21 protein-coding genes are annotated in these 24,243 nt (G+C 67.6%); 12 read left to right on the forward strand and 9 right to left on the reverse strand.

The features are described 5' to 3' along the window. Positions 1 to 72 precede the first annotated feature (72 nt). From AC1RVW_RS06945 to AC1RVW_RS06955, 3 genes are read right to left on the reverse strand one after another with little or no spacing between them, the layout of a single operon-like run. A complete protein-coding gene (locus tag AC1RVW_RS06945; RefSeq protein WP_106933845.1) occupies positions 73 to 1,059 on the reverse strand; it encodes a PDR/VanB family oxidoreductase in 987 nt (328 codons plus the stop codon). 40 nt (positions 1,060 to 1,099) lie between these two features. Beyond that, the gene (locus AC1RVW_RS06950) at positions 1,100 to 1,882 is read right to left on the reverse strand and encodes a GntR family transcriptional regulator (RefSeq protein ID WP_493198878.1); all 783 of its coding nucleotides are present in this window, start codon (positions 1,880 to 1,882) and stop codon (positions 1,100 to 1,102) included. After that, positions 1,879 to 2,997 (reverse strand): aromatic ring-hydroxylating dioxygenase subunit alpha, encoded by a 1,119-nt coding sequence (locus AC1RVW_RS06955; protein WP_106933843.1) that lies wholly within the window; start codon positions 2,995 to 2,997, stop codon positions 1,879 to 1,881. Before AC1RVW_RS06955 ends, AC1RVW_RS06950 begins: the two co-directional genes overlap by 4 nt. A 147-nt stretch (positions 2,998 to 3,144) precedes the next feature. Between AC1RVW_RS06955 and AC1RVW_RS06960 the strand changes: the two genes are divergently transcribed. The 4 genes from AC1RVW_RS06960 to AC1RVW_RS06975 all read left to right on the forward strand — a co-directional run bounded on the left by AC1RVW_RS06960 (position 3,145) and on the right by AC1RVW_RS06975 (position 8,364). After that, complete coding sequence (locus AC1RVW_RS06960) at positions 3,145 to 4,266, forward strand: 5-methyltetrahydropteroyltriglutamate--homocysteine S-methyltransferase (protein ID WP_106937390.1); 1,122 nt, start codon at positions 3,145 to 3,147, stop codon at positions 4,264 to 4,266. Positions 4,267 to 4,294: 28 nt separating this feature from the next. Next, positions 4,295 to 4,969 (forward strand): glutathione S-transferase family protein, encoded by a 675-nt coding sequence (locus AC1RVW_RS06965; RefSeq protein ID WP_493198881.1) that lies wholly within the window; start codon positions 4,295 to 4,297, stop codon positions 4,967 to 4,969. A gap of 25 nt (positions 4,970 to 4,994) precedes the next feature. Continuing rightward, positions 4,995 to 6,377, forward strand: a complete 1,383-nt coding sequence (locus AC1RVW_RS06970) for a phospholipase D-like domain-containing protein (RefSeq protein ID WP_493198883.1) — start codon at positions 4,995 to 4,997, stop codon at positions 6,375 to 6,377. A gap of 340 nt (positions 6,378 to 6,717) precedes the next feature. Further along, positions 6,718 to 8,364: an Ig-like domain-containing protein gene (locus AC1RVW_RS06975; RefSeq protein ID WP_493198885.1), complete on the forward strand. Its 1,647-nt coding sequence runs from the start codon at positions 6,718 to 6,720 to the stop codon at positions 8,362 to 8,364. Between the two features lie 15 nt (positions 8,365 to 8,379). Here the strand turns inward: AC1RVW_RS06975 and AC1RVW_RS06980 are convergent, their stop codons facing one another. After that, entirely contained in the window at positions 8,380 to 9,480 is a 1,101-nt protein-coding gene (locus AC1RVW_RS06980) for an ROK family protein (RefSeq protein ID WP_234382451.1), read from the reverse strand. A gap of 110 nt (positions 9,481 to 9,590) precedes the next feature. On the opposite strand from AC1RVW_RS06980, the gene AC1RVW_RS06985 reads away from it, so the two are divergent. Then, a complete protein-coding gene (locus AC1RVW_RS06985; RefSeq protein ID WP_493198888.1) occupies positions 9,591 to 11,147 on the forward strand; it encodes a glycine betaine ABC transporter substrate-binding protein in 1,557 nt (518 codons plus the stop codon). Positions 11,148 to 11,561: 414 nt separating this feature from the next. Beyond that, positions 11,562 to 11,834 (forward strand): hypothetical protein, encoded by a 273-nt coding sequence (locus tag AC1RVW_RS06990; protein ID WP_493198889.1) that lies wholly within the window; start codon positions 11,562 to 11,564, stop codon positions 11,832 to 11,834. A gap of 137 nt (positions 11,835 to 11,971) precedes the next feature. Here AC1RVW_RS06990 and AC1RVW_RS06995 read toward each other — a convergent pair whose 3' ends face one another. From AC1RVW_RS06995 to AC1RVW_RS07015, 5 genes are all read right to left on the reverse strand, one after another. Next, positions 11,972 to 13,408, reverse strand: coding sequence for an aldehyde dehydrogenase family protein (locus tag AC1RVW_RS06995; protein WP_285414458.1), 1,437 nt, complete (start codon positions 13,406 to 13,408; stop codon positions 11,972 to 11,974). 13 nt (positions 13,409 to 13,421) lie between these two features. Beyond that, positions 13,422 to 14,783, reverse strand: a complete 1,362-nt coding sequence (gene gudD, locus AC1RVW_RS07000) for a glucarate dehydratase (RefSeq protein WP_106933836.1) — start codon at positions 14,781 to 14,783, stop codon at positions 13,422 to 13,424. Positions 14,784 to 14,934: 151 nt separating this feature from the next. After that, entirely contained in the window at positions 14,935 to 15,846 is a 912-nt protein-coding gene (kdgD, locus tag AC1RVW_RS07005) for a 5-dehydro-4-deoxyglucarate dehydratase (RefSeq protein WP_081268616.1), read from the reverse strand. Between the two features lie 56 nt (positions 15,847 to 15,902). Further along, positions 15,903 to 16,892 carry a Bug family tripartite tricarboxylate transporter substrate binding protein gene (locus AC1RVW_RS07010; protein WP_106933835.1) on the reverse strand — a complete coding sequence of 330 codons (990 nt, stop codon included), beginning with the start codon at positions 16,890 to 16,892 and terminating at the stop codon, positions 15,903 to 15,905. 112 nt (positions 16,893 to 17,004) lie between these two features. Then, positions 17,005 to 17,850, reverse strand: coding sequence for a FadR/GntR family transcriptional regulator (locus tag AC1RVW_RS07015; protein ID WP_106933834.1), 846 nt, complete (start codon positions 17,848 to 17,850; stop codon positions 17,005 to 17,007). A 246-nt stretch (positions 17,851 to 18,096) separates the two neighbouring features. Here AC1RVW_RS07015 and AC1RVW_RS07020 point away from each other — a divergent pair, with 246 nt between their 5' ends. The 6 genes from AC1RVW_RS07020 (at position 18,097) to garD (ending at position 24,241) form a co-directional block, all read left to right on the forward strand. Next, positions 18,097 to 18,897 carry an NAD-dependent epimerase/dehydratase family protein gene (locus AC1RVW_RS07020; protein WP_493198893.1) on the forward strand — a complete coding sequence of 267 codons (801 nt, stop codon included), beginning with the start codon at positions 18,097 to 18,099 and terminating at the stop codon, positions 18,895 to 18,897. Continuing rightward, positions 18,887 to 19,777, forward strand: a complete 891-nt coding sequence (locus tag AC1RVW_RS07025; protein ID WP_493198895.1) for an SMP-30/gluconolactonase/LRE family protein — start codon at positions 18,887 to 18,889, stop codon at positions 19,775 to 19,777. The genes AC1RVW_RS07020 and AC1RVW_RS07025 overlap by 11 nt, the downstream gene beginning before the upstream one ends. 38 nt (positions 19,778 to 19,815) lie before the next feature. Then, positions 19,816 to 20,796 (forward strand): TRAP transporter substrate-binding protein, encoded by a 981-nt coding sequence (locus tag AC1RVW_RS07030; RefSeq protein ID WP_081268611.1) that lies wholly within the window; start codon positions 19,816 to 19,818, stop codon positions 20,794 to 20,796. Between the two features lie 64 nt (positions 20,797 to 20,860). Beyond that, the gene (locus tag AC1RVW_RS07035; protein ID WP_081268610.1) at positions 20,861 to 21,349 is read left to right on the forward strand and encodes a TRAP transporter small permease; all 489 of its coding nucleotides are present in this window, start codon (positions 20,861 to 20,863) and stop codon (positions 21,347 to 21,349) included. Between the two features lie 6 nt (positions 21,350 to 21,355). Beyond that, a complete protein-coding gene (locus tag AC1RVW_RS07040; RefSeq protein ID WP_081268609.1) occupies positions 21,356 to 22,651 on the forward strand; it encodes a TRAP transporter large permease in 1,296 nt (431 codons plus the stop codon). 15 nt (positions 22,652 to 22,666) lie between these two features. Continuing rightward, positions 22,667 to 24,241 carry a galactarate dehydratase gene (garD, locus tag AC1RVW_RS07045; protein WP_493198899.1) on the forward strand — a complete coding sequence of 525 codons (1,575 nt, stop codon included), beginning with the start codon at positions 22,667 to 22,669 and terminating at the stop codon, positions 24,239 to 24,241. The last annotated feature ends 2 nt before the right edge of the window (positions 24,242 to 24,243 follow it).

The following is a 24,243-nucleotide window of genomic DNA, read 5'->3' on the forward strand; positions in this document are numbered from 1 at the left end:
GCTGGCATTGTTGCGCGATCAATAAATGAACTGCGCGATCATCGCGCAAAACGGCTTTCGCCCGGGGCGGGATCAGCTGTCGGGGCGATAGGCGGAGTCGAGCGTGAGCGTACCCACCGCGCGTGACACGCAGGCGCAGATGCGCGTGGTTGCCTCTTTTTCGTGCGCGCTGAGGAACACGTCGCGGTGGTCGATCTCGCCGTCGACGGCGATCACGTCCATGGCGCACAGGCCGCACTCGCCGCGCTTGCAGTCCGACAGCGTCTGCACGCCGGCGGCGTCCAGCGCCTCGAGCAGCGTGCAGTCGGCAGGCACCGTGATGGCGAGGTCATGGCGCGGAATGCGCACCTGGAACGCCTGCGTGGCCAGACGGCCGCTGCTGCCGAAGGTCTCGAAGCGCAGGTCTGCGATGGGCCGGCCGGCCGCATGCCAGGCGCGCTTGAGCGCCTCGAGCATCGGCACCGGGCCGCAGGTGTAGAGCTGGCCGCCGGGCGGCAGCGCGTCGATGGCCGCGGCGAAGTCGATGGGCGCCGAGCCTTCGTGCGCTTCCACGCCCTCGCCCAGCGCTTCGCGCAGATGCGAGAGATAGCCGAACTCGTCGGCGTTACGCGCGCCGTAGAGCATCTTCACCGGCACGCCGCCGCGCCGGGCGTGCTCGCCCAGCCGCTGCGCCATCAGCACCAGCGGGGTGATGCCGATGCCGCCCGCCACCAGCAGGTAGCCGGGCGCGGACATGTCGAGCGCGAAGTGATTCTGCGGCGCGCTGACCTGCAGCCGGTCGCCCACGGCCAGCCGCCACATCGCGAGCGATCCGCCGCGGCCGTCGTCCAGCCGCTTGACGGCGATGCGCCAGCAGCGGCCGTCGCCCTCGCCGACCAGCGAGTAGGAGCGGGTCTGCAGCCTGCCCTGCGCCGTCATCACCTGCACTTGCAGGTGGGCGCCGGGTTCATAGGCGCCGGCAAAGCCGCCGTCGGGGCGCAGTTCGAACTCGCGCACGGTGGGCGTCACGTCGCGCAGCGCAACCACCTGCGCCTGCATCCATTGAAGATCGCTTTTCATCGGGGAACAACACCAACAGGAAGGAAGGAAAAGGAAGGAGTCAGCCGCGGCGGCGGATCAGCTGCACGCCCGGCAGCGGGCGCTGCTCGGCGCTCGGCGTGCCGTGCAGCGCCTCGCGCAGGTTGCGCCGCGCGATGCGGCTGTGCTCGCGCATCAGCGACTCGGCGCGCGAGCCTTCGCCGGACTCGATGGCGTCGAGCACCTGGATGTGCTGGTCCTGCGCGATCACGAGCATGTCGCGCGCGGCGGGCGAATTCGCCTGCACGATGACGAAGCCCGAGGGCGACGCGAACGGCAGGTTCACCACCCGCTCCAGTTGCTGCGCGATGACCGGGCTGCCGGCCATTTCGCAGAGCAGCGCATGGAAGCGTTCGTTGTGCGTCACGTAGCGCGAGAAAGCCGCGTCGTCGAGCGCGGGCTCGCGCAGCAGCTCGTCGATGCGCGCGAGGCAGGCGCGCGCCTCGCGCAGCACCACCGGCGCGGCGCCGCGCTCGGCCGCGAGGCGGGCCACCAGGCCTTCGAGCGTGCCGCGCAGTTCGATGGCATCGGCCACGTCGCGCTCGGAAAAGGTACGCACCGCGTAGCCGCCGTTGGGCAGCGCTTCGAGAAGGCCTTCCTGCTCGAGCCGCATCAGCGCGGTGCGCACCGGGGTGCGCGAAACGCCGAGCTGCTCGGAGATGGCCACTTCGGCAATGCGCGCGCCGCCGGGCAGGTCGCCCGCGAGGATCATTTCGCGCAGGCGCAATTGCGCCTTCACGGCCTGCGAGCTGCCGCTGTCGCCGGCCTGCTGTTCCGCGGCGGAGGAGACCACGGCCGCCCTCATGCGGCCTGCTTCTCGCCCGGCTGCTCGGCGGGGTGGATCGGAATGGCGGCGCGCGCGGGCTTTTCCTTCTCGATCATGCGGTCGATGAGCTTGCGCGCCCACATCGAACCGGCGTCGATGTTGAGGTTGTAGAACTTGTGGTCGGGGTGCTCGTCCATGGCTTTCTGCTGCGCCTCGAGCACCAGTTCGTCTTCGCGGAAGATGCCCGCGACGCCTTCGCGCAGCTCGTGCGTGAGACGCTGCTCGCCCAGGCAGTAGTTGCGCGAGAAGGCCCAGAAGTACAGGCAGGTCTTGTCGGTCTCGGGCGTGATGGTGTTGAGCACGTAGCCGTTGACTCCCTTGCTGCGGTCGCCCGCGTCGCCGTTCTTCGGCACCGCGCCGCTGCCGGCCTCGGCCACGCCGACGTCGATGTTCACCGTGCACGGGCCTTCGAAACGGATGATCTGCCAGCGGTCGACCTTGCCGGTGTAGCCGCGCGCATGGCGGATCTGGCCGCCCCAGAACGGCGGCGGGTCGATGTTCTCCATCCAGCGCGTGACGGTGGCCGAGCGGTCGCCGTGCGTGGCCACGAAGGGCGCCTCGGCCACTTCGCGGTTGCCGATGGACGAACCGTGCACGAAGGTCTCGTGCGTCAGGTCCATGAGGTTGTCGACCACCAGCCGGTAGTCGCAGTGGACGCGGATCATCTTGCCGTCGCCGGCCCATGCCGGGTCGTCGTTCCAGTGCATGTCGGGCACCAGCGCCGGGTCGGCCTTGGCCGGGTCGCCGGGCCAGATCCAAACGAAGCGGTGCTTCTCGACCACCGGAAAGCTGCGCACGCAGGCCGAGGGGTTGAGGGTTTCCTGGCTCGGCATGTGGGTGCAGCGGCCCTGGCTGTTGTAGACGAGGCCGTGGTAGCCGCACACCAGCTCGTCGCCTTCGAGGCGGCCCAGCGACAGCGGCATCAGCCGGTGCCAGCAGGCGTCCTCGAGCACGGCGACTTCGCCGTCGGTGCGTCGGAACAGCACCACTTTCTGGTTGCAGATGGTGCGTGGCAGCAGCGCATGGCGCACTTCGACGTCGTAGGCGGCGGCATACCAGGCGTTCAGCGGAAAGGCGGTCGTGGGCGTTTTCATGAATACTCAATGTATACAGAAACACGGAAATTTCCAGTCATTTCGGGCATTTATAGGGAAAACACCGAGTTCTCTGTATACAGCCTCCGACGTTTCGATGGCGATACGATGTCCGGCCAGTTCCCCCTCACCAAGACGGAGTCATCAATGTCACAGCACGCCGCCCTGCCCGCCCGCTACGACCACGTGGGCAGTTTCCTGCGCCCCAAATACCTGCTCGAAGCGCGCGAGCAAAAGGCCAAGGGCGAGATCACGCCGGAACAGCTTCGCCTGGTCGAAGACAAGGCGATCACCGAGATCGTCAAGTTCCAGGAAGACATCGGCCTGAAGAGCATCACCGACGGCGAGTTCCGCCGCACTTATTTCCACATCGACTTCCTCGACCAGCTCGGCGGCGTGAAGACCGACATTCCGGTCACCATCCGCAAGCCCGACGGCACCGAGGAACTCGCACCGCCCGCGATGCGCGTGATCGACAAGGTCCGCCATGTGAAGGACATCCAGCTCGCCGACTTCCAGTACCTCAAGAGCCAGGTGGCCGCGGGCAACACGCCCAAGGTGACGATCCCCTCGCCCACCATGCTGCATTTCCGCGGCGGCCGCGCCGGCATCAGCAAGGACGCCTACCCCGAGCTCGACCCGGCGTTCTACGACGACGTGGCCAAGGCCTATGGCGACGAGCTTCGCTCGCTGGCCGCCGCCGGCTGCACCTACGTGCAGATGGACGACACCAACCTCGCCTATCTGTGCGACGAGCACATGCGCGAAGCCGCCCGCAAGCGCGGCGACGACCCGAACGAACTGCCGCACCGCTACGCCGCATTCATCAACAAGGTGGTCGCGCAGAAGCCGCCGGGCATGCTGCTGGCCATGCACCTGTGCCGCGGCAACTTCAAGAGCACGCACGCCGCCGCCGGCAACTACGAACCGGTCGCCGAGGCGCTGCTCAAGGAGATGGACCTCGACGCCTACTTCATGGAGTACGACGACGCGCGCTCGGGCGACTTCAAGCCCCTGCGCTACCTGCCCAAGGGCAAGACCGTGGTGCTCGGCCTGGTGACCACCAAGTTCGGCGAGATGGAAGACAAGGACGAGCTCAAGCGCCGCATCGACGAGGCCGCCAAGTACGCCTCGCTCGACCAGCTCGCGCTGTCGCCGCAGTGCGGCTTCTCCAGCACCGTGCACGGCAACAACATCGCGGTGGAAGCGCAACGCAACAAGCTGCGCCTGGTGGTAGAGACCGCGCAGGAGGTCTGGGGCTCGACCTGACGCGCGGTTTCTGTTGAAGTCGAGGGCCATGACGACTCACATCTACTCCGGCCCCCTCAGCATGTTCGGCGCCAAGGTCGAGATCGCGGCGCGCGAAAAAGGCGTTGCCTTCGAACTGGTCATGGTGCCGTTCATCGAAGGCGACGCCTACGAGCCCAAGCACCCCGAGGTGCTGCGCGTGAACCCCGTCAAGCAGCAGGTGCCGGTGCTGGTGGACGAGATCGACGGCGGGGTCTCGCTCTTCGACTCGACCCAGATCTTCGAGTACCTCGAAGACCGCTACCCGGCTCCCGCGCTGTGGCCCGAGGGCATTGCCGACCGGGCCCGCGCGCGGCAACTCGAGCAGAAGTCCGACGAGGTCTTCTTCCCCCACGTCATCAAGCTCTTCGGCCTGCAGGACGCGATGCAGAGCGCGCCCGCCGTCGCGGCATGCGCCGCCTGCGCGCGCTACTACGACGAAATGGAAGGCCTGCTCGCCGCGCGCGACTACCTCGCGGGGCCCTACGGCTTCGCGGACATCGCCTTCTACATGGCCTGCGTGTTCGCCGACCGCAAGGGCGCGGGCATGACCGACGCCACGCCGCGCCTGCTCGCATGGCGCACCCGCGTTGGCGAAAGGCCGGCGGTGCGCGCGGTGGTCGATCCGATGATGCGGTTCCTTGCCTCGCAAGGACGCGGTGTGCCGGCCTTCCTGCAACGCTGATTCCGCGCTGACGCATCATTGCGCCATGCCGCACAACACCCGTTTCGACTGGCTGCCCACACCTTCGCAGCACTTTCTCGTCGTGACCTTCGCGCTGCTGGTCTATGTGCTGACCACCCGCGCGCGCCGCGAGCAGCGCGCCCCCACCACGGCCATCGCCTGGGTCATGGGGCTTGTGCTGATGCCTTATTTCATCCTGCCGATGTACCTGCTGTTCGGCCAGCGCAAGCTGCGCCCGGCCGGCTCCCCCCGGCCGCCGCGCTCGGTGCCCCCGGGCCACTGGGCGGCCGACCTGATCGAGAGCTTCGGCCTCGCGCCGCCGGGCCGCTCGGCCATCCGCATGCATGCCGACGGCGAGGCCGCGCGCGAGGCGCTGTGGGAGGTGATCGACGGTGCACGGGAGCGCATCGACGTGTGCACCTTCATCATCGGCAACGACGCGCTCGGCCATGCGGTGATCGACCGGCTCGCGAAGCGCGCGCGCGAGGGCATCAAGGTGCGGGTGCTGCTCGACGGCTTCGGGGCGCTGTCGCTGCCGCGCCATCACTTCGACCGGCTGCGCGCGGCGGGCGGCGAGGTGGCGGTGTTCCGCCCTTTCTTCAGCCTGCGCCGCATCGGCCCGCGCAACCTGCGCAACCACCGCAAGTTCACCATCGCCGACGACGGCTGGCTCTGGTCGGGCGGGCGCAATCTCGCGGGCGAGTACTTCACCGGCAACGCAAAGCACCCGCAGCCATGGCGCGACCTGTCGTTCGACCTGCGCGGCAGCGTGGCCGCGGCGGCGGCGCGCCAGTTCGACCACGACTGGAGTTCGGTGCGCCCGCGCAAGGCCCGCGCCATCACCGCCGACGACATGCCCGAAGGCCCCGGCACCGCAATGGCCCAGTTCCTGCCGAGCGGCCCCGACCAGACAGAGGACACCGCGCATGCGCTGCTGATCGACGCCTGCTTCCGTGCCGAGCACCGCGTGCTGGCGATCACGCCCTACTTCGTGCCCGGCGACGGACTGCGCGACGCGCTGCGGCTGGCCGCCCGGCGCGGCGTGCAGGTGACCATCGCGATGCCCGCGCAGTCGAACCATCGCCTGGCGGACTTCGTGCGCGCCCGCGCCATGCGCGACCTCGCTCGCGCGGGCGTTGACTTCAGGATGCTGCCGTTCATGGTGCATGCCAAGGCGGTGGTGCTGGACGAGGAGCTGGCCATGTGCGGCTCGATCAACCTCGACCTGCGAAGCCTGCTGCTGAACCACGAGGCGGCGGTGGTGTTCTACGGCGCGGAAGAAATCGACTGGCTGGCCGAGTGGATCGAGACCACCGCATCAGCCGGCGAGCCCTACCGCGCGCGGCGTCCCGGCCTGATGCGCGACCTGGCGGAAGGGCTGCTGCTCACGGTAGCCTTTCAGCTGTAATCTTGGGTGCATAAATGCAACAAAAGTGCAACCAGACGAACGCGGACACTAAAATATCCACCGGTTTCGGTAGTTGACAGGCGTGCCCGGCCCATGACTTTCCAGTCGTGAGGCGGGCTCGAACGGATTCCCGCAACCCCTCGCCCTGCGGGGAAGCCCGCCCGGGACGCCGCCACACGGCGGCCCGAAGCGCCGTCCGTTCGAGTCCAGTGCCCCGGCCATCCGGGGAAATCCGATGCGAGCATTCTTCTCGCCGCGCGCACTTGCGAATCTCGCGAAACTGGTCCTGGCGCTTCCAGTTCTCATCGCACTGTCCGGAATACCGTCCGCTTTCGCCGCCATGGACGAAGTCGGCCGCGCGACGCCCAGCAGCCACCGCCTGAAGTTCTTCGTCGATCCCGAGCTGGCCGCCGACATCGGCCCCGCCGAGGCGGGCCGCCGGCTCGCCCAGTACGTGGCCGACGTCAACACCGTCTTCACCCGCGAGACCGTGCGCAGCTTCGTCTTCGACCCCGCCACCGACCTGCAGCTGGTGGCGCCCGCCGCCGCGCCGGCCTGCAGCTACAACGGCCTGGTGAACGGCGAGGTGGTGGTCTGCGTGTCGAAGTCCACCCGGGGCTACAGCCACGGCGGCCTGTCGACCAGCTGGACCTTTCCGCAGAAAGGCGTGGCCTGGAACCTGAACTGGATCGCCATCCACGACCCGCTGCGCCTGTCGCGCGCGATCACGCCGGCGGCGCCGGAGTCGACCGAGAAGGACTATCTCGGCCGCCAGCTCAAAACCCTGCTGCACGAGCTGGAGCACGTGTTCGGCGCCGGCGCGGGCGAGTACTACAACGGCATTGCCGTGGCCGACACCACCGGCGTCGCGCCCATCACCGACCTCGCCCTGTCGAGCGACACCGACCGCTACTGGTGGACCCGCCAGGACTGGCGGCTCGATCCGCTGCTGGGTACGGTGTTCGAGCAGCGCCGCGACCCCGCCGCCAACCGCGTCGCGACGCTGGACATGATCCGCTTCACCGCCGGCACCAAGGCCAACATCGACACCGACTGGAGCGACTGGCCGAAGCTCGGCAGCTCGAAGTTCATGGCCGCCACCACAGCCACGCAGGTGCGCGTGACCGACCGCGACAGCGGCGCCGCGCTGCCCGGCGCGCAGGTGTCGGTGTGGCGGGACCCGGGCGGCGGCAAGCCGCTGGTCATGCTGGTGACCGGCGTGGCCGATGCGTCGGGCCGCTTCACCTTCGACTGGAACTGCGGCTTCAGCTGCTTCGCCGTCGGCAAGACGACGCTGCTGGCCAAGGCACGCGCCGCCAACCGCGCGCCCGGCGCGAGCTGGTTCACCATCTTCGACGCCTTCGAGCAGAAGGCCGTGCAGGGGCAGTCGATGTTCACCATCGACCTGGCGCTCGGCAGCGCCGACGCCACGCCGCCCATCGTGTCGCTCGCCGCCCCCTCCATGGCCACGGTGGGGCAGCTCACCGTCATCGCGCCGGCCGTGGTGGACAACGCGGGGGTGTGGGGCGTCAAGGTGCTGGGCCGCGACAGCATTCCGATCTGCACCTTCACCGCCCCGCCCTACACCTGCAGTTGGACACCGACCTCGCCCGGCGCGCAGACGATCCGCGTGGTGGCGGTCGACGCGGCGGGCAACTCCGCTGTCGCCTCGGCCAACGTGATCGTCAATCCGCCTTCGGACAGCGTGCCGCCGACCGTCTCGCTGTCGGTTCCGCCAAGCCTAACGGCCGGCATGGCGACGCGGCTTGCCGCCACCGCATCCGACAACGTGGCCGTGGCCGAGCTGAAGTTCATCGTCGACGGCAGGACCGCATGCACGCTGCGCGCCGCGCCCTACGTATGCGCCTGGACGCCGAAGCGGCCGGGCGCCGCGAACGTCGAGTTGCGCGCCGCCGACGCGGCAGGCAACGTTGCCTCCGCCTCCGCGAACGTGCGCGTCGAAGGACTGCGGGCCGAAGACCTGTAGCGCCGGGCCGCCGCTTCAGGGCCTGTTCGTGAAGCTCACGTTGCCCAGCCCCGTGCCGATGGTGAGCACGCCCCACTGCTTCACGTCGCGCATGAAGGGCAGCTCGCTCAGGCCCTGCACCACCGCGTCGTTGTGCATCAGCACCAGCATCGGGTCGGCGCCCAGTGTGAGCATGCGGCGCCACACCGCCGTCGGCAGGTGGAAGGCGTGGCTTTCCCAGTCGCCGGGCAGGTTCTGCGCACCGCGCGCGATGGAGCCGTCGGGACGGATCAACCCCGGGCAGCCGATGCCGATGAACGGCGCGAGCCGGATCTTCTTGCGCTCGCTGTAGCGCACCATGTCCATCAGCATGTCGGCGATGTGCTCGACCATGTTGCTGCGGTTGGGGCCTTCGTCGGCGTGGCGCCATTTCTCGCGCCGGATCACCTCCGCGCGCGAGAAGTCGGGCGCCTTGCGGTAGCGCGTCTTCACGATGCCGCAGCGCACGTTGGTGCCGCCGATGTCGACCGCCAGGATGGCGTCGTACTTGCGCAGCAGCGCGGGCGGCGTCAGGTGCACCCAGCCGATCAGGCCGCCGTCGTCCACGTTGTGCGAGAGGCGGCCCAGTTGCACGTGCAGGCCCATCTCTTCGAGGATGGCGCCCGTCTGCAGCACCGCGCGCTCGCCCACGTCGCTCTCGGGAAATCCGCCGCCGATCACGATGCGCTCCACCTTCTGCCAAGAGGGCTGGCGCAGGAAGCGCTGGATGACGGACGCCAGTTCCTCGGTGAACTCCTCGATCACGCCGTGCATCACGTCGGCGGCTTCCGAGGCCTTCTTCGCGCCCAGCACGCGGTCGAGCGCCTTCTTGCTCAGGTCGCGCGAGTGCAGCACTCCGAGCGGATCCTTGCCGTTCTTGCGGCGGCGCTTGCGCCAGCGCTCGAGCAGTTCCCTGAAGGCCGTCTGGCTCGCCTGGTCGCCCACGAAGCCGTCCTTGTCGCGCAACTGGAGGCTGTAGCCTTCGACATGCACACCGGGGAGTTCGCGCAGGCCGTGCACATCGGCAGCGGGCAAGGGGTCGGCCGTTTCGGCCTTTTGCGTTTCGGGAGTTTCGGGCTTCGCGGGTTTGGACTTCATGACTCGGATGGTGCGCGCGCGGCAGCCCGCGGCCCATCGGTTGCGCGCACGACGGCGTGTAGGAGATTGGCGGGTACGCCAATCCGGTCGATGTCTATAAACTGGCCGCGATGCTTCTGCCCCGTTGCCTCCGCCGCCTTGCCCTGCTCCTGACGCTCGCCTGGCTGGGCCTGGCGCATGTCGCGAATGTCGCGCATGCGGCGGACGACACGCTGCGCGTCGGCTCCAAGCGCTTCACCGAGTCGTACATCCTTGCCGAGTTGCTGGCGCAGACCGCCGCGCCGCACACCGCGTCGCCGCCCGTCGTGCGGCAGGGCCTGGGCAACACGGCCATCGTGTACGAGGCGCTGCGCTCGGGCGCGATCGACATGTATGCCGAATACACCGGCACCATCGCGCTGGAAATACTCAAGGGCTCGCCGGCGGACACGCGCGAGGCCATGAACGCGGCGCTCGCGCCGATGGGCCTGGGCGTGGCAATTCCGCTGGGCTTCAACGACGGCTATGCGCTCGCGGTGCGCGCGGCCGATGCCGACCGGCTGGGCCTGCGCACGCTGAGCGACCTGGCGAAGCACCCTGAATTCAAGCTGGGCCTTTCCAATGAATTCATAGGCCGCGCCGACGGCTGGAAGGGCCTCGCCGAGCGCTACGGCTTCAAGCAGACACCCTCGGGGCTCGACCACGGGCTGGCATATGACGCCATAGGGGCCAGGCAGATTGACGCGATCGACATCTACACCACCGACGCGAAGATCGACCACCTGGGCCTGCGCGTGCTGGAGGACGACAGGAAGTACTTTCCGCGCTACGACGCGGTGGTGCTCTACAAGCTCGATTTGCCCAACCGCCTGCCCGAGGCCTGGGCTGCGTTGAAAGCGCTCGAAGGCCGCGTGGACGAGCACGCGATGATCGCGATGAATGCCCGCGCCGAACTGCAGAGCGTGCCTTTCGACGTGATTGCGCGCGACTTTCTCGCGAGCACCGGCAAGGAAGCAAAGGCGGGCCAGCAGCAGCCGAAGGAAGAGCGCCGCGGCTTCACCGCCAAGCTGTTCGGGCCGGACCTGTGGAAGCTGGCCCGGCAGCATCTGTTCCTGGTGGCGCTGTCGGTCGGCGTCGCGATTCTCATCGGCGTGCCGATCGCGATCCTGGTGTTCCCGCATGTGCGGCTGCGCGCGCTGGTGCTGGGCTTCGCGAGCCTGTTGCAGACAGTGCCTTCGCTGGCGTTGCTGGCGGTGCTGATCTCGATGCTCGGCGCCATCGGGGCGTTGCCGGCGCTGATCGCGCTCACGCTCTATTCGCTGTTGCCGATCATGCGCAACACGGTCACGGGCCTGGCCGAGGTGCCTGACGGCCTGCGGCTGGCGGGCACGGCGCTGGGCATGACGCCGCCGCAGAGCCTGCGGCTGGTGCTGCTGCCGCTTGCGTTGCCGACGCTGCTCGCGGGGGTGCGCACGGCGACGGCAATCGCGATCGGCACGGCGACGATCGCGGCTTTCATCGGTGCCGGCGGGTTCGGCGAGCGCATCGTGACGGGGTTGGCGCTCAACGACCGTGAGCTGCTGATGGCGGGCGCGTTGCCGGCTGCTGCGTTGGCTTTGGTCAGCGAAGGGCTGTTCGAGTTGATCGAGCTTTGGATGCGGCGCGGGCGCGGGGCGCTTGCGGCCTAGCTTTGCTTGTGTCGTTCAGGGCGCGATCAGGCCGACGGGGTACCTTGCTCCGCGAATGTCCCCCGGCCTTCGGCCTCCTCCTTTATTTCGCTGCGCAAGGCACCCCATCGGCCTGATCGTTGAGCGCCGCTGTGGAAGCTGCATTTGTTGGCGGTTGGCGAGACTTCGTGCAGCGCGGTGCGGCTGTTTCGCCCGGTTCTTCTCTAGAGTGAATGCCCCTGTCACTCCACACCCCGCTAGGGGGAGCAACTCCACAACCCACTTGTATGTTCGAAGGCTGCTTGCCTCGCGGCAGGTCGTCGGTGCGACAGCAGCGATGCAAATGCGAGGTATCAAAAGGCGACGGCTGAGGTGTTACGAGCACCCCAGCCGTCTAACCAAGTTCGTGCATCACCGTGAAGGAACCGCACAAAAATGGCTACCAAGACTATAGCCCGGCCTCGCACGCCGGCATCTCCCGAAGACACCGCCCAAGACCCCGCGGATCTTCTCGAAAACACCCTCTCCCAACTCGAAGCCCTGCTGTGGGTGTGCCACGGCGAAGAGATCGACTGGTGCAGCGACGACGGGCCCAGGCAGCTGGACAACCTGCTCTGGCTAGCGGCCGACCTGGCTCGCAAAGCGGCCCAACTGTTTCAGCTGAACGAAAAGGCGCGCAGCGCAGAACCCGGAACTGGCTCGGCTTGAAAGCCCAAGCTGCGTCCCTGTGCGCAGGGCGTCGGGTGCTCCCCGCAGCGAAATAAAGGAGGAGGCCGCAGGCCGGGGGACATTCGCGGAGGGGAGTACCCGATGGCCTGTGCACGCGCCCTGAACGAACGAACGAATCAGGCCAGCGTATAGGCAGTCTTCACCGTAGTGAAGAATTCCTGCGCATAACGCCCCTGCTCCCGCGGCCCATAGCTCGAACCCTTGCGGCCGCCGAAAGGCACGTGATAGTCCACACCCGCCGTCGGCAGGTTGACCATCACCATGCCGGCCTGGCTGTGGCGCTTGAAGTGCGTGGCGTACTTCAGCGACGTGGTGGCGATGCCGGCCGACAGGCCGAACTCGGTGTCGTTGGCCGTGGCCAGTGCTTCCTCGTAGTTTTTCACGCGGATCACGCTTGCGACCGGGCCGAAGATCTCTTCCTTGTTGATGCGCATGCCCGCGGCCGATTCGCTGAAGAGCGCCGGCGACATGTAGTAGCCGTCGGTCTCCAGCTTCAGCAGCTCGCCGCCGGCCGCCAGCGTGGCGCCCTCGCCCTTGCCGATGGAGACGTATTCCATGTCCTGGTCGAGCTGCGACTTCGACGAGACCGGGCCCACGTCGGTGCCCTGCGCGAGCGCGTCGCCCACCTTGATCTTCGCCATCCGTTCCTTCATGGCAGCGATGAACTTCGGATAGATGCCCTCCGTGACGATGAGGCGGCTCGACGCTGTGCAGCGCTGGCCGGTCGAGTAGAACGCGCTCTGCACGCTCAGCTCCACTGCCTGTGCGAGGTCGGCGTCGTCCAGGATCACCTGCGGGTTCTTGCCGCCCATTTCGAGCTGCACCTTCTTGTGGTTGGTGACGCACTGGATCGCGATGTTGCGGCCCACGCCCACCGAGCCGGTGAAGCTGATCGCGTGGATGCCCGGATGATTGACCAGCGCATTGCCGATCACGCTGCCGCGCCCCATCACCAGGTTGAACACGCCGGCCGGAATGCCCGAGCGGCTGATGATCTCGCTCAGCGCCCAGGCGCTGCCCGGCACCAGGTCCGCGGGCTTCAGCACCACGCAGTTGCCAAATGCCAGCGCGGGCGCGATCTTCCAGGCCGGAATGGCAATGGGAAAGTTCCACGGCGTGATGAGGCCGACCACGCCGACCGGCTCGCGCGTGATTTCCACGCCGATGTTGGGCCGCACCGACGGCAGCACCTCGCCCGACAGGCGCAGGCATTCGCCCGCGAAGAACTTGAAGATCTGGCCCGCGCGCGTGGCCTCGCCGATGCCTTCGGCCTTGGTCTTGCCCTCTTCGCGCGCCAGCAGCGTGCCCAGCTCTTCCTTGCGCGCGAGGATCTCGTTGCCGATCTTGTCGAGCGCGTCGGAGCGGGCCTGGATGCTGCCCGTGGCCCATGCCGGAAAGGCTGCGGTAGCCGCCGCGACGGCAGCGTCCACGTGGGCGGCATCGCCCTGCGTGTACTGGCCGAGCACGTCGGACAGGTTGCTCGGGTTGACGTTGGGGCTGTAGCTCGCGCCGGCACGCCATTCGCCCGCGATGAGGTTGTCGAAGTTCTGCATGAGGGTTGTTCCTTCAGCGGACCATGCACGGTCGCTTGTTGTCGAAAGTCCAGTCGGGGATCAAGTATTGCATCGCCTGCGCATCGTTGCGAGCGCCAAGGCCGTGCTTCAGGTACAGCTGGTGCGCCTTCTCGACCTCGTCCATGTCCAACTCCACGCCCAGGCCCCCGCGCGTGGGCACCTTCACGAAGCCGCCTTCGATGCGCAGCGGCGCCTTGGTCAGGCGCTGGCCGTCCTGCCAGATCCAGTGCGTGTCGATGGCCGTCACCTTGCCCGGCGCGGCGGCGGCCACGTGCGTGAACATCGCGAGCGACACGTCGAAGTGGTTGTTCGAATGCGAGCCCCAGGTCAGGCCCCAGGCCTGGCACAGCTGCGCCACGCGCACCGAGCCCTGCAGGGTCCAGAAGTGCGGATCGGCCAGCGGAATGTCGACCGACTGCAGCGAGAGGCTGTGCACCATCTCGCGCCAGTCGGTGGCCACCATGTTGGTGGCGGTCGGCAGGCCGGTGGCACGGCGGAACTCGGCCATCACCTCGCGGCCGGAGAACACGCCTTCGGCGCCGCAGGGGTCTTCGGCATAGGCCATCACGCCGTGCAGGTCGCGGCACAGGCGAATGGCGTCCTGCAGCAGCCAGCCGCCGTTCGGGTCGAGCGTGACGCGCGCTTGCGGAAAGCGCTCGTGCAGGGCGCGGATGGCCTCGACTTCTTCTTCGCCGCGCAGCACGCCGCCCTTGAGCTTGAAGTCGGTGAAGCCGTAGCGCGCATGCGTGGCCTCGGCCAGGCGCACGATGGCTTCGGGCGTCATGGCTTCTTCGTGGCGCAGGCGGAACCAGTCGTTGTCGGCGCCGGGGTCGCTCTCGTAGGGCAGGTCGGTCTTCTTGCGGTCGCCCACGTAGAAGAGGTAGCCGAGCATCTGCACCGCGTCGCGCTGCTGGCCTTCGCCGAGCAGGGCCGCCACGGGCACTTCGAGGAACTGGCCGAGCAGGTCGAGCAGCGCGGCTTCGACGGCCGTTACCGCGTGGATGGTCACGCGCAGGTCGAAGGTCTGCAGCCCGCGGCCGCCGCTGTCGCGGCCGGCAAAAGCGCTGCGCATGCTGTTGAGCACCGCGTTGTGGTTGCCGATGCGCTGGCCCACGATGAGGCCGCGCGCGTCTTCCAGCGTCTGGCGGATCTTCTCGCCGCCGGGCACCTCGCCCACGCCGGTGCGCCCGGCGCTGTCGGTCAGGATCAGCAGGTTGCGCGTGAAGAACGGGCCGTGCGCGCCGCTGAGGTTCATCAGCATGCTGTCGTGGCCCGCGACGGGAACCACGCGCATGCCGGTGACGACGGGCGCACCCGGCACGGCTTTGGAAACAACGGATTCTGGACTTGTCATCTTCGGGCTCGGTGCCTCAGTCTGCGGTGATGTGGCGGGTGTCGATCAATGTCTTCCATCGCATCCATTCGCGCAACTGGAAGGCCGTGAAGTCATGCGCATGGCGGGCATCACATGCGTCTCCAGTATTTTTCTGGTCTTTTGCCGGGGCTTACTGCGGGCCGAGCGCGTCGATGAGCGCCTTGAGTTGCTCCATCTCGGCCGGCTTCAGGTCGGTGAGCGGCGCGCGCACGGGGCCGGCGTCGTGGCCGACGATCTTTGCGCCGGCCTTCACGATGCTCACCGCGTAGCCCGGCACGCGGTTGCGCAGCTCGAGGTAGGGCATGAAGAAGTTCTTCAGCAGGCGGTGCTGCGTGGGCAGGTCGTCGGCGGCCACGGCCTTGTAGAAGTCCATGGCGGTCTTCGGAATGAAGTTGAAGACGGCCGACGAATACACCGGCGTGCCCATTGCCTTGTAGGCGGCGGCATAGACCTCGGCCGTGGGCAGGCCGCCCAGGTAGGCGAAGCGGTCGCCCATCTTCTGGTAGATGGCGACCATGGCCTCGATGTCGCCGATGCCGTCCTTGAAGCCCACGAGGTTGGGGTTGCGCTCGGCCAGGCCGGCCAGCGTGTCGGGCTTGAGGCGGCTGGTGGCGCGGTTGTAGACGATCACGCCGAAGTTCACGCTCTTGCACACGGCCTCGACGTGCGCGGCCAGGCCTTCCTGGCCGGCTTCGGTGAGGTAGTGCGGCAGCAGCAGGATGCCGTGCGCGCCGGCCTTCTCGGCTGCCTGCGCGCACTGGATGGCAAAGCGCGTGGGGCCGCCGGCACCGGCAATGATCGGCACCACGCCGCGGCAGGTGTCCACCGCCGTCTTGATGATGCCGGGGTACTCGTCGCCGGTGAGCGAGAAGAATTCGCCCGTGCCGCCGGCCGCGAACAGCGCGCTGGCGCCGTAGGGGGCGAGCCATTCGAGGCGCTTCTCGTAGCTGCTCTTGTTGAAGTCCCCGTTCGCGTCGAAGTCGGTCAACGGGAACGAGAGCAGGCCGGAGCCCATGATGGTCTTGAGTTCTTGCGGGTTCATGGGAAAGAGTCCAGTGAAGTTTTGAATGAGAAAGAAAAGGGGTGCGAAGCGGCCGGTCAGTCGAGCCTGACGTTCGCTTCCTTGACGACCTGCGCCCAGCGCGCGCGCTCCTTGGCGAAGAACTGGTCCTGCTCCGGCGCGGCCATGGTCACGACTTCGGCCCCCTGCCCGGCGAGCCGGGCGCGGATGTCGGGCGTGCGGATGATGCGCACCAGCTCGCGGTTGAGCCGCGCGATCACGGCGTCGGGCACGCCGCGTCCCGCGACCACGCCCTGCCAGGTGCCCGACTCGTAGCCGGGGGCGCCCTGCTCGGCGATGGTCGGCACGTTGCCGATCAGCGGCATGCGCGTGGCCTTGGACACCGCGATGAGCTTGAGCTTGCCGGCCTGCACCTGCGGATAGGTGGCGAGCATGCCGTTCATCAGCACCTGCGTCTGGCCCGCGACGGTGTCGAGCACCGCCTGCACGCCGCCCTTGTAGGGCACGTATTCCCACTTGGCGCCCACCTTGCGCTGCAGTTCGATGCCCGCGAGGTGCGCGGTGCTGCCGCTGGCGGTGACGGCGAAGTTGAGATCGCTTTTCTTCGAGAGCTCGACCAGCTCCTTCAAGGTGTTCGCCTGCACCGACGGGTGCACCACCAGCAGGTGCGGCGAGTAGGCCAGCATGGCCACGCCGCGCAGGTCTTTCGACGGGTCGAACGGCAGCTTGGGGTATAGCGAGGGGCTGATGGCCAGCGCACCCAGGTCGCACAGCATCAGCGTGTAGCCGTCGGCCGGCGCCTTGGCCAGCAGGTCGGCGCCGAGGTTGCCGTTGGCACCGGCGCGGTTGTCGACGATGACCGACTGGCCGAGCGCTTCGGACAGCGGCTGGCTGATCGCCCGCGCAATGATGTCGGACGAACCGCCCGGCGGGTACGGAACGATGAGCTTGAGCGGCTTGGACGGCCAGTTGCCGCCACTGCCCTGCGCAAGAACCCGCGCGGGCAGGCTCGCGGCCAGTGTCGTGGCAAGTGCGGCCCCTAGCGCGCCGCGTCGGTTGATGGTCATGCTGTCTCCTTCTGTTCGCTGGCTGTCGTGACTGAGCCTGATATCCCAATCAAGTTATCAGTCATCGTACAACCACCAAAACAAGTTGTCCAGCCGGGACAACAAGAAAAACTCAGCTCGAGGTGGCGTTGTCAGCCGAAGCAGCACCGTCAGCGGTGACGGCATCGGCTTTCGCCTTCTGCTGCTGCGCGGCCTCTTGCGCCATGCGCAGGCGCTCGCGGCTGTTTGTCAGGTGGATGCGCATGGCAGCGCGGGCCGATTCGGGGTCGCGGCGCGCAATGGCCGCGTAGATTTCTTCGTGCTCGCGGTTCACGCGGCTCAGGTAAGGCGCCCCGCCCTCGTGCGTGCGGATTGCGCTGATGCGGGTGCGCGGAATGAGCGTGGTCCCCAGGTGCCTCATGATGTCCGCAAAGTAGGGATTGCCGGTCGATTCGGCAATCTGCAGGTGGAAGCGGAAGTCCGGCCCCACGGTGTCGCCCGCCACGACCACGTTGTGCTCGAAGTCGTCGAGCGCCTGCCGCATGGCCACCAGCTGCTCGTCGGTGCGGCGGCTGGCGGCAAGGCCGGCCGACTCGGTCTCCAGGCTGATGCGCAGTTCGAGCACGGCCAGCACGTCGACCGAAGCGGCGATCTCGCCGGGGTCGAGGCGGAACACGCCGCCCGTGCGCGGCTGCAGCACGAAGGTGCCCACGCCGTGCAGCGTCTCGACCAGGCCGCCGGCCTGCAGCTTCGACAGCGCCTCGCGCACCACGGTGCGGCTCACGCCGTAGGCCTGCATGATGGCCGACTCGGTCGGCAGCTTGTCGCCGGGCCGCAGCGACTGGTTGCGGATCTTCTCGCCCAGGTCTTCCACCAGACCATGCGCGAGGCCGCGTGCGCGCTGGCGCGGACGCCCCACGAACGCCGCTTCCGCCGGCGCTTCCGATATCGAGGGATTACCCGCAGTCGACTGAACCATGGTCACGATGATAATCCCCAAACTAGTTGTACGACAACAGATAACCTAACACTCAATAACCTCTGGCAGCCGCCGGCCGATCCGCCAGCGGCTTCCCGGTTTCCACGGCACCGACATGCAGCGCCCATTCGACCTCGCCCTGCCGGCATCGTACCGGCCGCTGCCGTCGGCAAGACACCGCGACGGCGGGCTGCCGGGAACCGCAACCACTGCGTGCACGGACGGGCAAAGATGAAAGACAACAAGATGAACCGCCTCCTGCTGACCGGCGCCGCCGGCGGCCTCGGCAAGGTGCTGCGCGAGCGGCTCAAGCCATTCGCCGAGGTGCTGCGGCTCTCGGACATCGCCTCGCTGGCGCCGGCCGCCGATGCGCACGAGGAAGTCGTGCCCTGCGACCTGTCGGACAAGGCGGCGGTCGATGCGCTGGTGGACGGCTGCGACGCCATCGTCCACCTGGGCGGCGTGTCTGTCGAGCGGCCGTTCGAGGAAATCCTCGAAGCCAACATCAAGGGCGTGTTCCACATCTATGAGGCCGCGCGCCGCCATGGTGTGAAGCGCGTGGTGTTCGCCAGCTCGAACCACGTGATCGGCTTCTACAAGCAGAGCGAGCACATCGACGCGCATGCGCCGCGCCGGCCCGACGGCTACTACGGCCTGTCGAAGTCCTTCGGCGAGGACGTGGCGCAGTTCTACTTCGACCGCTGGGGCATCGAGACCGTCAGCATCCGCATCGGCTCCTCGTTCCCCGAGCCGGCCAACCGCCGGATGATGAGCACCTGGCTCAGCTACCACGACCTGACCGCGCTGATCGAGAAGTCGCTGTTCACGCCGGACGTGAAGCACACGGTGGTCTACGGCATGTCGAACAACCGCGACGTGTGGTGGGACAACAGCGCCGCCGCGCACCTGGGCTTCCTGCCGCGCGACAGCTCTGAAGTGTTCCGCGACAAGGTCGAGGCACAGCCGCCCGTCGCGCCGACCGACCCGAACGCCATCTACCAGGGCGGCGCCTTCACGGCACAAGGGCCGTTCGGCGATGAGCGCTGAACTCGTTCTCGATGCGCGCAACGGCACCGGCGAAAGCCCGGTGTGGCATGCGCGCGAACAGGCGCTCTACTGGGTCGACATTCCGGCGCGCACGCTGAACCGCTGGCATGCGGGCGAAGGCCACGCGAAGTGGACCGCCGGCGAAATGATCGCCTGCATCGCGCCGCGCGCAGACGTGCCGGGCGAATGGATCGCCGGCATGGAAAGCGGCCTGTTCTCGCTCAAGCCCCAGGCCGACGGCACGCTGGCCGCCTCGTCTTTGGCGCCCGTCGAGCACGCCGCCCCGGCCATGCGCTTCAACGACGGCCGCTGCGACCGCCAGGGCCGCTTCTGGGCCGGCACGATGCTGCTCGACATGGCGGCGGGCGCACGCGTGGGCCGGCTCTACAGCTACGGCAGGGGCGACAGCAGCGCCGCCCTGCGCCTCGACGACCTCGTCGTGCCCAACGGCCTGGCCTTCAGCCCCGACGGCCGCACGATGTATCTCTCGGACTCGCACCCCACGGTGCAGGCCGTCTGGGCCTTCGACTACGACACGGAAACCGGCACCCCCGGCAACCGTCGCCTCTTCATCGACATGAAGCCCCTGCCCGGGCGCCCCGACGGCGCGGCCATGGACACCGACGGCTGCTACTGGATCTGCGGCAACGACGCCGGGCTGGTGCACCGCTTCACGCCCGACGGCCGGCTCGACCGCTCGCTCGAAGTGCCGGTGAAGAAACCCGCGATGTGCGCCTTCGGCGGCGCCGGGCTCGACACCCTCTTCGTCACCTCCATCCGGCCCGGCGGCATCGACCTGTCGGACCAACCACTGGCCGGCGGCGTGTTCGCGCTGCGGCCCGGCGCACAGGGCATGCCCGAGCCGGCCTTCGGCGCCTGAACCCTTTTCAACAACCACCAAAGCAGAGGACGAGACAAATGAAATTCGCAAAGAAGACACTGATCGCACTTTCCGCGTGCGCAGCAGCCGCGCTGACCACCATGGCTGCACACGCCACCGAGTTCCGTTCGGCCGACATCCACCCCGACGACTACCCCACCGTGACCGCGGTGAAGTTCATGAGCGAGCGCCTGAAGGCGCTGTCCGGCGGCAAGCACAGCATCAAGGTGTTCAACAACAGTTCGCTCGGCAGCGAGAAAGACACGATCGAGCAGACCAAGATCGGCGCGCTGCAGATGGTGCGCGTGAACATCGCGCCCATGAACAACATCTGCGCCGAGACGCAGGTGCCCACCATGCCCTTCCTGTTCCGCTCGGTCGACCACCTGCACAAGGTGCTCGACGGCCCGATCGGCGAAGAGATCCTGAAGTCGTGCGAGAAGCAGGGCTTCGTGGGGCTGGCCTATTACGACAGCGGCGCGCGCTCGATGTTCACGGCCAAGAAGCCGGTGCGCAGCTTCGCCGACATGAAGGGCCTGAAGGTGCGCGTGCAGCAGTCCGACCTGTGGGTGTCGATGCTCGAGGCCATGGGCGCCAACGCCACGCCGATGCCCATGGGCGAGGTCTACACCGGTTTGAAGACCGGGCTGATCGACGCCGCCGAGAACAACTACCCCACGTACGAAAGCGCGCGCGCCTTCGAAGTGGCCAAGTACTACAGCAAGACCGAGCACTCGATGGCGCCCGAGATGCTGCTGTTCTCCAAGCGCGTGTGGGACAAGCTCTCCGCCGAAGAGCAGGGCTGGATCCGCCAGGCCGCCAAGGAATCGGTGCCCTACATGCGCAAGCAGTGGGAAGAGCGTGAAGTGAAGTCGCTTGCCACGGTGAAGGCCGGCGGCGCCGAGATCATCGAAGTCGACAAGGCTCCGTTCCAGGCCGCGATGAAGCCGGTCTACGACAAGTTCATCACCGACGCGAAGCTGAAAGACCTCGTCAAGCGCGTGCAGGACACGAAGTAAGCCCGCCCTCGCCGGCTCGACCCGCTTCCCTCCTTCCCCCTCGGGGGAAGGGCAAAGAAAATCTATGTACACCAAACTTTGCCGCACCCTCGCACGTGCCTGCATGTGGTTGGGCATCTTCGGTCTCGTCGCGGTGATCTGCGCCGTGAGCTGGCAGGTGTTCGGCCGCTACGTGCTGAACAACACCCCCACCTGGGCCGAAAGCCTCGCGCTGCTGCTGGTGCTCTACGTCACCATGCTCGGCGTGGCTGTGGGCGTTCGCGACGCGGGCCACATCGGGCTCGAATCCTTCCTCGTGCTCGCACCCGACTGGTTGCGGCTGAAGATGGAATACCTCATCCACGCACTGATCCTGCTGTTCGGCGTTGCCATGGCATGGAACTGCGCCTCGCTCGCCGAATCGGTGTGGGACTACAGGTTGCCCACGCTCTGGATCTCGGAGGGGTGGAAATACGTGCCCGCCGCCATCTCGGGCGTCCTCATCGTGATGTTCTCCATCGAACACATCATCGCGCTCGCCCAAGGCCGCGAAGTCGAACCTGCCTGGGCCTGAGCCACCATGACCATTCCTCTGCTCATTCTCTGCCTCTCGTTCACGCTCTTCCTGCTGCTGGGCGTGCCGGTCGCTTTTTCCATCGGCCTGTCGGCACTGGCCACGCTGCTCTATGAAGGCCTGCCGCTGGCCGTGGGCTTCCAGCAGATGACGTCCGGCATGGGCATCTTCTCGTTCCTCGCCATCCCGTTCTTCATCTTCGCGGGCGAGCTGATGCTCTACGGCGGCATCGCGGACCGCATCGTCAACCTGGCGCGCGACCTCGTGGGCCACGTCCGCGGCGGGCTCGGCATGTCGAACGTGGTGGCCTGCACGCTGTTCGGCGGCGTCTCGGGCTCGCCCGTGGCGGACGTCTCGGCCATGGGCGCCGTGATGATCCCGATGATGAAGAAGGAGGGCTATCACGCCGACTACGCAGTCAACGTGACCACCCATGCGGCGCTGGTCGGCGCGCTGATGCCCACCAGCCACAACCTGATCATCTATTCGCTCGCAGCCGGCGGCAAGGTGTCGATCGCGGCGCTGATCCTGGCGGCCCTGCTGCCGGCCGCCGTGCTCACCATCAGCAACCTCGCAGCCGCCTACCTGGTGGCGGTGAAGCGCGGCTATCCGGCCGGCAGCTTCCCGGGCTGGTCCATCGTGGCGCGCTCGTTCGCGGCGGCGCTGCCGGGCCTGTTCATCGTGGTGCTGATCCTGGGGGGCATTCTTTCGGGCGTGTTCACGGCCACCGAATCGGCCGCGGTGGCCGTGCTGTATGCGCTGGGCCTCACGATCTTCGTGTACCGCACGCTGAAGTGGGAACACTTCATCAAGGCGGCCTCGAAGGCGGTGCGCACCACCGGCGTGATCCTGCTGCTGATCGGCATCTCCAGCACCTTCGGCTACCTCATCAGCCTGTATGGCGTGGCCGAGCTCACGGGCCAGATGCTGTCGCAGGTGACGAGCACGCCCTGGGTGATCTTCCTGCTGATCAACATCATCCTGTTCGTGCTCGGCACCTTCCTGGACATGGCAGCCACCATCCTGCTGTGCACGCCGATCTTCCTGCCCATCGCCCAGCACTACGGCATGACCTCGGTGCAGTTCGGCATCGTGATGCTGATCAACTGCGCGCTGGGCCTGAACACGCCGCCCGTGGGCACGACGCAATTCGTCGGCTGCGCGATCGGCGGTGTTTCGGTGGGAACGGTGATGCGCACCATCTGGCCGTTCTATGGGGCATTGATCTTTGCGCTCGGGGTGGTCACATTCGTGCCAGCCTTCTCGACCTGGCTGCCCAGCATGTTCATGGTGGTGAAGTAAGCAAAGGAAACCGCGATGCCCGAAAGCTCACGTCCACCGCTCTACATCCGCATCCACGCCAACGACAACGTGGCCATCGTCGCCAACGATGGCGGGCTGAAGGCCGGCGCCGAATTCGCCGACGGCCTGCGGCTGGTGGACAACGTACCCCAGGGCCACAAGGTCGCGCTGGTCGACCTGGCCGAAGGCGACGCCATCCGCCGCTACGACGTGGTGATCGGCTATGCGCAGAAGGCGCTGCCGCGCGGCAGCTGGGTGCACGAGCGCGTGATGCGCATGCCGCTGGCGCCCGAGCTCGACGGCCTGCCCATCGCGACCGTCAAGCCCCCCGCCCTGCCGCCGCTGGAGGGCTACACCTTCGAGGGCTACCGCAACGCCGACGGCTCGGTGGGCTCGCGCAACATCCTCGCCATCACCGAGACGGTGCAATGCGTGGCCGGCGTGATCGACTTCGCGGTGCAGCGCATCAAGGCCGAGCTGCTGCCCAGGTACCCGAACGTGGACGACGTGGTGGCGCTGGCGCACGGCTATGGCTGCGGCGTGGCCATCGACGCGCCCGACGCCATCGTGCCGATTCGCACGCTGCGCAACATCAGCCTCAACCCGAACTTCGGCGGCGAGGTGATGGTGGTGAGCCTGGGCTGCGAGAAGCTGCAGCCCGAGCGGCTCCTGCCGCCGGGCAGCATTCCCATCGTCGACAAGCGCGGTGAAGCCGAAGGCGAGGCGGAACTCGACGTGGTCTGCCTGCAGGACGACGAGCACATCGGCTTCATGTCGATGATCGATTCGGTCATGCGGCAGGCCGAGGTGCACCTGGCGCGCCTGAACGCACGCCGCCGCGAGACCGTGCCGGCCAGCGAACTGGTGGTGGGCGTGCAGTGCGGCGGCAGCGACGCGTTCTCCGGCGTCACCGCGAACCCCGCCGTGGGCTTCTGCACCGACCTGCTGGTGCGCGCGGGCGCCACGGTCATGTTCTCGGAAGTGACCGAGGTGCGCGACGGCATCGACCAGCTCACCTCGCGCGCCTCCACGCCGGAGGTGGCCGAAGCCATGATCCGCGAGATGGCCTGGTACGACGCCTACCTGCAGAAGGGCCGCGTCGACCGCAGCGCCAACACCACGCCGGGCAACAAGAAAGGCGGCCTGTCGAACATCGTCGAGAAGGCGATGGGCTCCATCGTCAAGTCGGGCTCGGCGCCGATCACCGGCGTGCTGGCGCCGGGCGAGAAAGCCACGCAGAAGGGCCTGATCTACGCGGCCACGCCGGCCAGCGACTTCATCTGCGGCACGCTGCAGCTGGCGGCCGGCATCAACCTGCATGTGTTCACCACCGGCCGCGGCACGCCTTACGGGCTGGCCGAAGTGCCGGTCATCAAGGTCGCCACGCGCAGCGACCTGGCGCGCCGCTGGCACGACCTGATGGACGTGAACGCGGGCCGCATCGCCGACGGCGAGGCCACCATCGAAGACATCGGCTGGGAGATGTTCCACCTGATGCTCGACGTGGCCAGCGGCCGCAAGAAGACCTGGGCCGAGCACTGGAAGCTGCACAACGCGCTGGTGCTTTTCAACCCGGCGCCGGTGACCTGAAC

The sequence above is a fragment of the Variovorax sp. MPBD4-3 genome, assembly GCF_058809745.1.